Raw genomic sequence first — 11,896 nt, 5'->3', positions numbered from 1 at the left:
AGTTTGAACTCGTAGGTTAAATTAAACAATTGCATCACCTCCTAACACCATTATACAACTGTTTGACAAAATAACAGGACGATTTATCAAATAAAAAGCCGCCCGATAAGGACGGGGCTTGTATCCCCAATTTTCGGTCACAGTGGGTACGTCAGGACTTACGCATTGACAGAAAGACAATCATCTGCAGTAGGGCAAGTGGTAGAGATATTCTGTTGGCAGAACGAGCTTTGATTACGAGAAACTCAAAGACTCAGCCAAAATTCTCCGAATTTGAGCATCCACAATATCGGGTTGTTCCACCATTGCCAGATGACCACAATTAGAAATTTCAATCACATTGGCACCCCCATTTTGAAAAAGCTTATGGAAGCTAGCCAGATGACGCACATATTTTGGTGCCATTATGGTATCATTCGCACCCGCCAAAAAATAAACAGGCTGATGAAGCTGTGATACCACTTGAGGCAAACGGTGAACCTCAGCCTCGGTTGTCGAATCCAACAGACTCCTAAGTGCTGCTTCTGGGTGAGCCACAACGAAATCAATGACCCGTTGCCGTCCCCAACGCCGTGCCAGAGGACGCGCCACCTGTGCCCGTGTAAACAGTACATCAATCAAGGGCAGATAACACAACCACTGAGGGCGGCGTTTGACCAACTGCTTACCCACATTCCGAAATCGTTCAAACTCTTCTTTTAAATAAATGCCGCCCCCCGCATTCAGACAAATCACCCCTTTGACCCGTGCTGATGCCACTGAGGCTCCCCACAAGGCGATACTGCCACCCAGAGAGTGACCAATAAGCCAAGCGTTATCGATTGCCAGCTTTTCCAATAGAATACCCAAATCCCTGGCATAAGCAGCAAGGGTATAGTTACTGGTCGATAAATCAGTGGTGCTAACGTCTGCCGATGTTAATGTGGCATTATCGTTCTCACCCGCCCTGCCAGAGGTAGTAGCCCCAAAAGCCGATTCGGTTTGTGGTTTTTTATCAGTTGGGGATTGAGAATCACCAAATCCCCGCAAATCATAGACTAAACATTGATAATCAGCATCTAATCGGTCAATCAGTGGTTGCCAATAGTTACGACTTAACAGCCAGCCGTGGATAAAAACCAAAACTGGGGATGAGGATGCCTTGGGAGGCGTTAATTCGTAGGCGTGGGTAGCCCCAAGAATCTCAATCGTTGCCATACATCCATCCTATCCGAGAATTGGCACAGGTGGTCAAGGGTGTAGGGGTGTAGGGTGTAGGATGTAGGGGAAAGAGTTTATCCCACTCAAAACTCAAAACCGACGCCCTAATAATCGCTGTCGGACACTTTCGGCAATTTTTTGACCCAAATATTCGGGAATCAAGTTTTCATTGGGACCGAGCAAGTAGAGAATGAGGCGGGTACGTCCACGCCAGACAAGTAAGTTAGCGTTGACGACGAGTAAGTCTTCTTGCCAAACAGCATACATTACCTTATAAAACAATCCCGGCTGGTTATCGGCTTCAATTAACAGGGCGGGTAGATGAAATACTGGGTCTACATAGAACTCAGTTTCTACTTGTTCTAAGCCAGCATCCAGATTAAATTCCACTGCTAGCATTTCTTCAACTTCAAAACGTCCTGCCAGCGCCTCCCGAATGGCACGGCAGACGTTATCGGCTGTTTTGGGGGTCAGGGCTTTGCTACCACGGGATACCACTAGCTTGATGAACACCAGCATGGGGGGACTGATTTGACCATGAAGACTCAGGCTGTGAATTGTCAATCCATAGGCAGCTAAAACCCCAAAAATATCACTGAGGAGAAAAGACTGGTTGCGGTAGGCAAAATGTAGGGCGCTTTTCGAGCCTTCGGGTTTGATCTCAATGACGACGCGCCGAGTTTTGTAGAGTTTATAAGCTAGCCGAAGATTTTGCAATTGGATCTCACTACTGACAAACTGCTCATAAAATTCCGGAAACGCCCGGTTGAAGCGCTTTAGCAGTTCTAGTGTTGATGATTTCAGACCCGCAGCCATAAGTAGGGGGAAAAGGCGTTCGCTTTGGTAAAAAGCTTTTGGGATAGACCAGCAAGCTCAGCCTCAAGGCAAAAACCTGCCGTATCTGGTTAATCTCTCACAAATTCGGCACAATAGCCTCAGTCTAGCTAAAGAAGGTCTTGCCCTGAGTCACAATTTGCCACTGAGCCGTAGAAATAAAGTGGCATCGTTGAAGGACGGCACTAGCCAAACATGCTGGGAACTGGGGGTTAGGATCAGCTCTAGTTAGAAGCTTTGGGGTACTGTGACCCTAAGCGCCAGGGGTCAGAATGTCATAACGGTGATAGGAGCATCTCAATCCAATTGTGGTACGATAAGCATGTCAGTTGAAAGTTGTCATACCAAAAGTCAGGAAAAAACTTATGCATGACAACTAACTTCTCCGACACTTTATGTGATAAAGTTGAACAAGTGGAACGCTTTCACTTGTTCTATGGCGTGGCTATTCCATTGGTCAAAACCTCTACAAGTTGTTGTTACGACTCAACCCATGTAGCTTCTTGTAGATGGAATAGACAAAACGACAAAGCATACTGGTTGAGCAGTTTTTGTCGTGTGGCGGGATTCTATGGTACCCGTAAGTCCTTAAAGTTCAAAAGGTAAAACTTTTGAATAACCATCAAGTTACCCAGCTAGATATGTCTAGTTGTAAGTAGCTGAGAATAAGTCTTATGTAACGAATACCAGTATAAAATGCTATAGCCACACCGGCATGGGTTTTTGGAAGAGCTTTTTTGGCAGTGCTGACACTGCTTCTACATCGACAAAATTGGAAGGTGATGCCGTTTCAAATCTGAGCGAGTCTCCAGGCTCTGGCGATCGCACTGATAATGGGCGTATCCTTTTTAGTACGGAGCGAGAACTGGATCTGTATGAGTTAGAGGAGCTTTGCGACGCCGTGGGTTGGTCACGACGACCCATGCGGAAAGTTCGCAAAGCGATTCAACACAGTTTCCTGGTGGTGTCTATGTGGCAGCAGCGAGGAAACACTAGGCGTCTGATTGGCTTTGCCCGGGCTACGTCCGACCATGCCTTTAATGCCACAATTTGGGATGTGGTGGTTCACCCCGAATTCCAAGGTAAGGGACTGGGTAAGGCGTTAATGAAGTACACCATCAAGAAACTTCGCAGTGAAGATATCAGTAATATCACTCTCTTTGCTGATCCCCAGGTGGTCAATTTTTATCGGCAAATGGGATTTATGTCCGATCCCGAAGGCATCAAAGGGATGTTCTGGTATCCAGACTGATTTTTGTGCGGTGGAGACTAGGCAAATTGGACGCTAGGGTATACTATCAAGATAGGCATCGGGATGTAGCGCAGCTTGGTAGCGCGCCTGCTTTGGGAGCAGGATGTCGCAGGTTCAAATCCTGTCATCCCGATTTTTTAACATCAACAGGGTGGCGTGGAAGTCTATGGACTTCAGTCAGGGTAGAAAGAAACGCCCCCTGTTCAGAGATCATGGTTAATGGTTCATGGTGCATAAACCTCTCGCCGTGAACGATTTAGCTGGTTTGGGGTTGAAGAACTGAGTGAAATGCCACGTCTTTTAATCGTGGGATGAGCTTTTAAAATTTTTTGTTTTACCCATATTGATACTTTTGGGACGATGAGTTCAGACCCGCCCTTTCGGTTGGCTTGACTGATAACATTAACCTAAAACCTGAACAAGTGGAACTCCATGGGATTGAAACCAGTCAGTTTTCTTAACTCAGACAAAACTGGGAAAACCTAGGTTTACCTGACTCAACTCTCGTCACTCATGAAAGCTGGATGTCAATTGTAACTATCGTAACTGTCGATAGTGCCAGGAAAACAGCCTAGATTAGCATGGATAGACTCTACCTTACATTTTTAACCGATTTATTCAACTAACGAGAGAGATGTCATTATCAAGTGAGAGCGGTATCCTAGTTTTAATGAGGTAGCTATACACAGAACTCAAGAGGCAATTGTTTTATGAAATCATTAGTTCGCTGGAGTGCAACATTAGGTTTAGTGGGGACGACCCTCCTAGGCTCCTTGTTTGGTGGAAGTCTGCGGGCGCTGGCTTTGACCGAACAGCAGGTGATGGAAAAGTTACAAACTGTCCCTGTCTTTACGGTTACTGATGGAGAAGGTTCACCCTTAGTCGCCTCTATTCCGACTCAGAGCAATCAAAATGCGGCGGTTGCAGGCGTCTTTATTAGCCAGAGGGATGCACAAGCCTTTGTCGAACGATTAAAGCGGGAAAAGCCTGAATTGGGAAACCAAGTCCGGGTCGTACCTGTATCGTTAGCAGAAGTCTACCAACTAGATCAACAGAGTCAAAATCAACCCAATGGTCTAGATTTTGCCTATATTCCAGTGCAGCAGCAAGTACAGTCAGCTCAGCAACTTCTGGGTCAAGGGCAAGAATTTCAGGGTGTCCCCCTGTTTGTGGCAAGAGGAGGTCGCGATCAAGGATATCTAACGATTCAACAGGAAGGTCAGCAAGTTATTCCTTTTTTCTTTGACAAAGAGCAGTTGCAGAACTTGGTTAACCGTTTTAAGGAACAACAGCCTAACCTGGCTTCTAGTGTTGAGATTCAGGTTGTACCGCTAGAGGGTATTATTAGTACGTTACAAACTCAGGATAATCCTCAACTTGAGCAAATCCTCCTTATTCCGTCGCAAGAATCTCTACAATTTTTGCGTCAATCTTCTTCTCAATAGCTCTAAACTGGTCTAAAGGGAGCCAGGTCAACTAACCATGGCTACAATGCCAGAGCCATCCTCTAGGACATTTACTGTGGTATCCGGTCAAGATCTCTGGCTGTGGCGACAAGATGCCCAGATGTCTGCTGTAGAGGCGGGTATCCCTGTCGCTGAAGTAGATTGGTTACTTCAAGAGGTAGCAGGACTTGACCCCCTGTCGCTGCGCCTAGAGTCTTTTAAGACGCGATCGCACATCGAATTACGCTATCCGCTGTCAGTCCTAGCTCAACTCTGGCAGCGGCGTCTTGATGACCGCTTGCCTGTACAGTATTTAGTGGGGATCACTCCTTGGCGGCGTTTTTCGCTGAATGTGTCCCCTGCTGTTTTAATTCCTCGACCGGAAACGGAATATTTAATCGATTTGGCGGTAAGCGCGACGGGGAAGAGTCCCAAACCCCAACTTGACTCGGGACAGTGGGCAGATTTAGGCACAGGCAGCGGCGCGATCGCGTTAGGATTAGCTGAGGCGTTTCGGAGTGCGACGATTCACGCCGTTGATTACAGTCCCGATGCCCTCGCTATTGCCCAACTGAATGCTCAACAGTTAGGATTTGAGTCAAGAATTCAATTTTATCAAGGGTCGTGGTTTTCCCCCTTGGCAGCACTCAAAGGTCAATTGAGTGGTATAGTATCCAATCCTCCCTATATTCCCACAGATGAACTACAACAGTTACAGCCAGAAGTACGAGATCACGAACCGTTGGCGGCACTTGACGGGGGAATTGATGGTCTAGACTGCATTCGACACCTGATTAATACTTCTCCCGATTACCTGCGTCCTGGGGGCGTTTGGATGATAGAAATGATGGCAGGACAAAGTAATACGGTTGCCCAGTTATTGCATCAACAGGGCAGTTATGGTCAGATTCAGATAATTCCAGATTTAGCTGGAATTGACCGTTTTGCTTTGGCGTATCGGCAATAATAAGTCATAAGTTATAAGTCAGACGAATGACAAATGACAAATGACAAATTTTGACTTTTGCCTTAATTTCTAGCAAAATATTAAATATTTCCCTGAAGCTATCAGAGTATTATCTAACCTCAACATGACTCATGTGTTCATGTCTGCCCTAGTGGCTGGCGCTAATTCTGGCCAGATCGCAAGCTTTCCCACCGACACGATACCCGCTCTGGCTGTACGACCGGATTATGCAGAATTGATATTTACGCTCAAGCAGCGAAGCAATAACAAACCCTTAATTTTAATGGGAGCATTTCCTGCATCACTTTGGTCTTATGTCAAGGGGACAGACGCCGAATTAGAGATTTGGCAGCAAGTGGCGCAGAAATATTGGCCCGGAGCGCTAACATTAGTCCTGCCCGCTTCGGATAAAGTTCCGGCGGCGATGAACCCCACAGATCCGACCACGATTGGCTTACGGGTTCCCAACTCTAGAGTGGCGATCGCGATTTTGTCGCAGACGGCTCCTTTAGCCACGACAAGCGCCAACATTTCCGGGAAACCTCCCTTACATACAATGTCAGAAATTGAGGCAGAGTTTCCGGAGGTGCTGACCCTTCATCCCACGGAATCCACAGAATTAGAAGAGCCTCACTCCAATACCCAAGGCGTACCTTCTACGGTGGTGAAATGGACAGGAGACAGTTGGCAAATTTTGCGCCAAGGTGCTGTCTCATTCAACTGTTCAGTGTCTAAGGGATGATGATTAGAGCCTGATTCACAGGTAATTTCTAGATATTTTCGGAAAAATACCTCAGACCTCAACAAAAACCTGTTCGCAATGCCACACCGTCAAAGACTCAATGCCCCTATCTGAGCGAGTTTTCCGGTGTGACAATTGCGGGTTAGAAATTGCTCGCGATTTCAACGCCTCCATTATTTTGGAATGGTTCCGCCAGTTAGGTGGGGGAGAGCCTGTGGACTGGCTGAGTGCCGACACCGCCAGGGTGAAACAGGAAGTAAACAGCAGATTTACCGGATATTGGTAGATTTGTGTCAGTTTTACGTAACGGATGATGACGATGAGGAAAACGGGCTATGCTTGAGCTGTAGGCGGGTATGGCAAGAATCAAAAGTAAAATTCGTTAGTCCACACCCCACCCAAATTAAAGATTGTGGATGGGGACTCCTGCCAAGATTACGTTGAAGAGTTGGAAAAAATATGGGCAACATGGAGCTGATCTATCTGGTAGTGGGTATTGTCATGGGACTCGTTGTCAGCCGCGCTACTCGTTCCAGCAAACAGCCAGACGGTTCAACGGTATCAAAATCGCCAATGTCAAAACCGGAGGAATCCCAGCCTGCCAAGGCGGAACCCGTGAAGGAGGATGAACTTGAACCCCTGAAGCAGGAACTCCAGCAAACCCAATTGGCTTACCAAATGGCGCATGAAATAAGCCAGTATAAAGCTGGGTTCTTAGCGCGGACATCCCACGAACTGCGATCTCCCCTGAGTAGTTTAATGGGGATGCATCAGCTCATTTTGTCCGATTTATGTGACTCACCGGAAGAAGTTAAGGAATTCGTGGCTCAAGCCCATATCTCGGCGCAGAAGATGGTAAAACTTTTAGATGAGGTGATTGCCGTGGCAAAAACGGAACACGGTACTAATCGTCCAGAGACTCGCCCCCTGCAATTGAGCCAATGCTTTGAAGAACTCGAAGTCCTCACCCACATGCAAGCTGGGAATCGGAATCTGCGGCTGAAAGTGATTTCCCCTGACCCAGACATAGAAATATTAGCTGATCCCCGGCGTTTTCGTCAGGTATTAATGGGAATGGTGGACAGCATCATTGCCCAAATGGAAGAAGGGAGTATTCAGGTTTGTGTGGCAAATTCTGACCACTCCCAGATGGTTAATATCTGTGTTGATGTGGACTGTCCCCACGCGATTTTGAGTGAAGCCATTGATTTACTCTCTTGTGAATCTGAATCGGAGACTCAAACAAGTGAGAGTGACACAACCTCATCAACAACGTCACCTGGAATGACTTGGTTGATGGTGCAAAGCTTGGTGAACGTGATGCAGGGACGTTTGGAACTGCTACCCATTCCTGGTAAGGAACCAACGGACGATTCAGCCACAGACACTTGTATCCGGTTACAATGTTCTATGCCTCTAGCAACTCCGGAGATGATCGAACGGGTGTTGGCAGAGCAGTCATGAGCGGTTGATTGTATAGCACCATTGTGGTTGTGGTGTTACATTCAAAACCAATGCGTTCGTAGAAGCGTTGTTGATGAGTGGTCATTAAATAAACTCGTCTTCATCAAAATCTTATGCATTTAATTAAGGATTTACCTTGGGGAGAAACCGAAATATTTTTAAAAATTAACCGCCGACAATTTAAGTGTACTCACTGTCAAAAACCCTTTAGTGAGGAATTAAATTTTGAACTACGAACTACGAACAAAACCGCAAACCGCGATAAACTGAACCAGAGAGCATCTAGAGTAACCACAGTTGAGTTGTCATGACCAATCGCCTTGCCCAATGCCAAAGCCTTTATCTGCGTAAGCATGCGGAAAATCCTATCGATTGGTGGCCCTGGAGTGATGAAGCTTTATTCACCGCCAAGGCAGAAAATAAGCCGATTTTCCTGTCGATTGGTTACTCAAGCTGCCACTGGTGTACGGTGATGGAAGGGGAAGCCTTTTCTGATCCAGCGATCGCGCAGTACATGAATGCTAATTTCTTACCGATTAAGGTAGACCGCGAAGAACGCCCGGATATTGATAGCATTTATATGCAGGCGTTGCAGATGATGACCGGTCAAGGGGGTTGGCCCCTAAATATCTTTCTGACACCAGATGATCGAGTTCCCTTTTACGGTGGTACTTATTTCCCTGTCGAACCACGCTATGGGCGTCCGGGCTTTTTACAGGTATTACAAGCGATTCGCCGCTTCTATGATGTCGAAAAAACCAAGCTGCAAAACTTTAAAGCAGAAATTATTGGTCATCTACAACAGTCGGTTATCCTCCCCGCTTCAGGACAACTCACGGCTGAGTTACTCCACCAAGGGATGGACAAGACTATCCAAATTGTGGCTAGTGGGAGTTATGGACCAAGTTTTCCCATGATTCCTTATGCGGATTTATCATTACGGGGAATTCGCTTCGACAAGACGACAGACGTTGATGCTTACCAAGCTTCGCGATCGCGTGGGTTAGACTTAGCCAAAGGGGGAATCTATGATCACGTCGCCGGCGGCTTTCATCGCTACACCGTAGACGCCACTTGGACGGTGCCCCACTTTGAAAAAATGCTCTACGATAATGGGCAGATTGTCGAGTATCTGGCAAATCTGTGGAGTGCGGGGATTAAGGAAGCCGCGTTTGAACGGGCAATATCGGGGACAGTGCAATGGCTGACAAGGGAAATGACCTCATCTTCAGGTTATTTTTACGCCGCTCAAGATGCTGATAGCTTTACTGAACCTAGCGCCGCCGAACCGGAAGAAGGGGCATTTTATGTCTGGAGTTATGCTCAATTGCAGCAACTCCTCACCGCTGAAGAATTGGCAGAACTGCAAGAACAATTTACGGTGACGTCTGAGGGCAATTTTGAAGGACACAATGTTTTGCAGCGCCGTTACTCAGATCAGTTAAATAATACCTTAGAAACGGCATTAGCTAAACTGTTTACTGCCCGTTATGGTTCCCCACCCAATACGATAGAAACCTTCCCCCCAGCCCAGAATAATCAGGAGGCAAAAACTAGGAATTGGTCAGGTCGTATTCCCCCAGTTACGGATACGAAAATGATTGTGGCATGGAATAGCCTGATGATTTCTGGTTTAGCCCAAGCCCATGGTGTATTTCGTAAACCAGAATACCTGGAATTAGCAACAACGGCAGCTAAATTTATTTTAGAGAATCAATGGGTTGATCAGCGTTTCCATCGGCTGAATTACGAAGGTCAAGCGTCTGTATTGGCACAGTCGGAAGATTATGCTCTATTTATTAAAGCCTTATTGGATTTGCATCAAGCTTCACTAGGATTAGCCACAGCAAAGGAGTCTTCCCAATCACCAATCCCTGATATCTGGTTGGAGGAGGCGATCAAGGTACAAGAAGAATTTGACGAATATCTGTGGAGTGTAGAACTCGCAGGCTACTATAACGCGGCTAGTGATAGTAGTGGGGATTTATTGGTGCGGGAACGCAGTTATACCGATAATGCCACACCTGCGGCGAATGGAGTCGCGATCGCGAATTTGGTGCGTCTGACGTTACTCACTGAAAATTTATCCTATCTCGATCGCGCAGAACTTGCCCTCAATGCGTTTGGGAGTGTGATGAATAAGTCGCCCCAATCCTGTCCCAGTCTGTTTACGGCTCTCGATTGGTTCCGCAATTCTACCCTAATTCGCACCAGCGCAGATCAGATTTTATCCCTAATGATTCAGTATTTTCCGGCAAGTATGTATCGATTAGAAACCAGTCTTCCGGAGGATGCGATTGGGTTAGTTTGTCAGGGACTCAGTTGTAAACCCACGGCTCATACCCAGGAACAATTATTGGCGCAAGTCCAGAAAAGTCAAACGAGGGGATAGTACCTTATTTTCCATGGTATGTGGCGTAATGAAGGGAGGTAAGTTTTGCTCCTTCGCTTCGCTAGTCGGACATGGTGCGTGATTGTGTAGGGGCGGGTTTCACTACTATCATTTTTTACCTCACCCAGATGTAACTCGCGCCCGCCCCGACTGAGTGCAAATGCTTGGTGTAATAGTCATTTGTTATATCATGTCCGATTGATCACTTGCGATATAGGTTTAGTCCAGTAAATATCGGTGCGTTGATTTTATCGTAACTGTTTATCCAGACTTGATATAACTTGAAGTTTGCCTTTCCCCCCAAAGACAAATAGCCAAATATTCACGGCTAGCCAGTGTAAAATAACAGCAGACCAAAGCGATCGCGTGACACCATAGCTAACCGCGCAGGCAATTCCTAACAATCCCGCTAAGACTAAAAATCTCCAATCCCGGAACATTGGATAACCAGAAGGGTAAAAATAACGAGCGTTCAAGGGATGATACAGGATAAACAAAATTGTACTCAGGCTCAACCAAAACAACCACGCCCCCGCCGATGCATTTTCCAGGAAACTGGGAAGCAGCAGCCCCCGAAAGACTAACTCTTCACTAAATGCGGGGAAAACCAAGGTTAAAAAGAACTGAACCCCATTGAAATCCCAACGGAATTGTAAAAAACCCGTCATCAAACCGAAGGGAATCGCGATCGCGGCATACCCTAAGGCAATTACAGCACAAATTAGCCACCCCCACCCACTCGGTAATGTAGTTAATCCCGCCACTAAGCGAGTTAACAGCGTTGACAAAACTGGAATATTTCCTAATAATACCGTTGGCGCAATCGGGAAAATTGACCCATCTCCCCCAGGGACTTGAAAACTTTGCAACACCCACAGTTTCGCATTTTTGTCAAGCAACAAATCAGCAATGATATCCTGTCCTCGACGGGGCATAATCGTCCGCCAACTCAAAATCCCGGCTAATAACTGATTATCCTGCATAAAGCGATCGCCCACACCCGCCAATGTTTCGGCGTTGTGCTTCCAGTCAGAACGCACTACCCCCAAGGGTGTTAAATTCTGTTCTAGTTCTTCCCCTAACGTCACTAACTCCTGAAATCGCTGGGTTTGGGGATGATTGGGATGGTGCTGTAGCCAAGCCTGTATCTGAGGCGTCGTCGCCACCTGTTCCTTGATCTGCTCAATGGCAATATACAAGGCTTGGTTAGAATCCTGCACGCAAGACGTAGCCGGGGTGACAATCGCACTTCCGGTTCCATCCCCTGTGCGATAGCGGGACATCATCACGTTTAACTGTTGCTGCAGCGCCTGCAAGGGTGAGAGAATCACGCCATCAAAGTTATAGTCTTGAGTGACGGCTTCCAGTTTGATTAAAACATCAACTACAGGGCGTTTCCCCAACCATCCCCGTTGTAAATCCCCCATATAATTTGCCCACATCGCGTTTGCGGCAATAATACCTTGACACTCCCCGCCCTATAAGTGCGGGGATTCTTAGTTCCGCGACACACCTTACAATTATCTATCCTTGCGGCAATACTTAAACCAAACACCCGTAGAAAACTACCAAGTATTGAGCCTAATTTAGATAACTCCAG

At 46.7% G+C, this 11,896-nt stretch carries 11 protein-coding genes, 1 tRNA gene and 2 pseudogenes; 9 read left to right on the top strand and 5 right to left on the bottom strand.

From position 1 onward, the window contains the following. Positions 1 to 234: 234 nt before the first annotated feature. Both RIM23_RS12925 and RIM23_RS12920 read right to left on the bottom strand, forming a co-directional pair. Entirely contained in the window at positions 235 to 1,197 is a 963-nt protein-coding gene (locus RIM23_RS12925) for an alpha/beta fold hydrolase (RefSeq protein ID WP_446367648.1), read from the bottom strand. Between the two features lie 93 nt (positions 1,198 to 1,290). After that, complete coding sequence (locus RIM23_RS12920; RefSeq protein ID WP_446335109.1) at positions 1,291 to 2,016, bottom strand: hypothetical protein; 726 nt, start codon at positions 2,014 to 2,016, stop codon at positions 1,291 to 1,293. 733 nt (positions 2,017 to 2,749) lie between these two features. Between RIM23_RS12920 and RIM23_RS12915 the strand changes: the two genes are divergently transcribed. The 7 genes from RIM23_RS12915 to RIM23_RS12885 all read left to right on the top strand — a co-directional run bounded on the left by RIM23_RS12915 (position 2,750) and on the right by RIM23_RS12885 (position 7,904). Continuing rightward, on the top strand, positions 2,750 to 3,286 hold the full coding sequence (locus tag RIM23_RS12915) for a GNAT family N-acetyltransferase (protein ID WP_446367646.1): 537 nt from the start codon (positions 2,750 to 2,752) through the stop codon (positions 3,284 to 3,286). A gap of 59 nt (positions 3,287 to 3,345) precedes the next feature. Further along, positions 3,346 to 3,419: transfer RNA gene (locus tag RIM23_RS12910), tRNA-Pro, on the top strand. Positions 3,420 to 3,996: 577 nt separating this feature from the next. After that, on the top strand, positions 3,997 to 4,731 hold the full coding sequence (locus tag RIM23_RS12905) for a Tic22 family protein (protein ID WP_446367644.1): 735 nt from the start codon (positions 3,997 to 3,999) through the stop codon (positions 4,729 to 4,731). Between the two features lie 37 nt (positions 4,732 to 4,768). Further along, positions 4,769 to 5,698 (top strand): peptide chain release factor N(5)-glutamine methyltransferase, encoded by a 930-nt coding sequence (gene prmC / locus RIM23_RS12900; RefSeq protein WP_446367642.1) that lies wholly within the window; start codon positions 4,769 to 4,771, stop codon positions 5,696 to 5,698. 124 nt (positions 5,699 to 5,822) lie between these two features. Next, positions 5,823 to 6,440 carry an L-threonylcarbamoyladenylate synthase gene (locus RIM23_RS12895; RefSeq protein ID WP_446367640.1) on the top strand — a complete coding sequence of 206 codons (618 nt, stop codon included), beginning with the start codon at positions 5,823 to 5,825 and terminating at the stop codon, positions 6,438 to 6,440. Between the two features lie 34 nt (positions 6,441 to 6,474). Beyond that, positions 6,475 to 6,726: a zinc ribbon domain-containing protein gene (locus tag RIM23_RS12890; protein ID WP_446367650.1), complete on the top strand. Its 252-nt coding sequence runs from the start codon at positions 6,475 to 6,477 to the stop codon at positions 6,724 to 6,726. Between the two features lie 182 nt (positions 6,727 to 6,908). Then, the gene (locus tag RIM23_RS12885; RefSeq protein WP_446367638.1) at positions 6,909 to 7,904 is read left to right on the top strand and encodes a sensor histidine kinase; all 996 of its coding nucleotides are present in this window, start codon (positions 6,909 to 6,911) and stop codon (positions 7,902 to 7,904) included. On the opposite strand, the pseudogene RIM23_RS12880 reads toward RIM23_RS12885, so the two are convergent. After that, a pseudogene (locus tag RIM23_RS12880) lies at positions 7,849 to 8,001 on the bottom strand (GNAT family N-acetyltransferase); the annotation flags it as partial. The gene RIM23_RS12885 and the pseudogene RIM23_RS12880 sit on opposite strands and share 56 nt — an antisense overlap. Between RIM23_RS12880 and RIM23_RS12875 the strand changes: the two are divergent. Both RIM23_RS12875 and RIM23_RS12870 read left to right on the top strand, forming a co-directional pair. Further along, positions 8,000 to 8,135: pseudogene (locus tag RIM23_RS12875) on the top strand (transposase family protein); the annotation flags it as partial. The pseudogenes RIM23_RS12880 and RIM23_RS12875 sit on opposite strands and share 2 nt — an antisense overlap. Before the next feature lie 76 nt (positions 8,136 to 8,211). Further along, positions 8,212 to 10,296 carry a thioredoxin domain-containing protein gene (locus RIM23_RS12870; RefSeq protein WP_446367636.1) on the top strand — a complete coding sequence of 695 codons (2,085 nt, stop codon included), beginning with the start codon at positions 8,212 to 8,214 and terminating at the stop codon, positions 10,294 to 10,296. A gap of 248 nt (positions 10,297 to 10,544) precedes the next feature. On the opposite strand, the gene RIM23_RS12865 is transcribed toward RIM23_RS12870, so the two are convergent. Beyond that, positions 10,545 to 11,723 carry a CPBP family glutamic-type intramembrane protease gene (locus RIM23_RS12865; protein WP_446367634.1) on the bottom strand — a complete coding sequence of 393 codons (1,179 nt, stop codon included), beginning with the start codon at positions 11,721 to 11,723 and terminating at the stop codon, positions 10,545 to 10,547. Then, on the bottom strand, positions 11,681 to 11,896 hold a 216-nt coding region (locus RIM23_RS12860; protein ID WP_446367632.1), incomplete at its 5' end, for a hypothetical protein. The genes RIM23_RS12865 and RIM23_RS12860, both read right to left, overlap by 43 nt.

Source organism: Coleofasciculus sp. G3-WIS-01 (genome assembly GCF_040223135.1).
Taxonomy (GTDB): domain Bacteria; phylum Cyanobacteriota; class Cyanobacteriia; order Cyanobacteriales; family Coleofasciculaceae; genus Coleofasciculus.
The sequence above is the reverse complement of the archived record's forward strand: the minus strand, read 5'-3'. Positions and strand labels throughout refer to the sequence as shown.

What these genes read in the sequence shown, in the direction of transcription:
- RIM23_RS12925 (WP_446367648.1), bottom strand. Translation starts at nt 1,197, where the DNA reads ATGGCAACGATTGAGATTCTTGGGGCTACCCACGCCTACGAATTAACG.
- RIM23_RS12920 (WP_446335109.1), bottom strand. Translation starts at nt 2,016, where the DNA reads ATGGCTGCGGGTCTGAAATCATCAACACTAGAACTGCTAAAGCGCTTC.
- RIM23_RS12915 (WP_446367646.1), top strand. Translation starts at nt 2,750, where the DNA reads ATGGGTTTTTGGAAGAGCTTTTTTGGCAGTGCTGACACTGCTTCTACA.
- RIM23_RS12905 (WP_446367644.1), top strand. Translation starts at nt 3,997, where the DNA reads ATGAAATCATTAGTTCGCTGGAGTGCAACATTAGGTTTAGTGGGGACG.
- prmC (WP_446367642.1), top strand. Translation starts at nt 4,769, where the DNA reads ATGGCTACAATGCCAGAGCCATCCTCTAGGACATTTACTGTGGTATCC.
- RIM23_RS12895 (WP_446367640.1), top strand. Translation starts at nt 5,823, where the DNA reads ATGACTCATGTGTTCATGTCTGCCCTAGTGGCTGGCGCTAATTCTGGC.
- RIM23_RS12885 (WP_446367638.1), top strand. Translation starts at nt 6,909, where the DNA reads ATGGAGCTGATCTATCTGGTAGTGGGTATTGTCATGGGACTCGTTGTC.
- RIM23_RS12870 (WP_446367636.1), top strand. Translation starts at nt 8,212, where the DNA reads ATGACCAATCGCCTTGCCCAATGCCAAAGCCTTTATCTGCGTAAGCAT.
- RIM23_RS12865 (WP_446367634.1), bottom strand. Translation starts at nt 11,723, where the DNA reads ATGGGGGATTTACAACGGGGATGGTTGGGGAAACGCCCTGTAGTTGAT.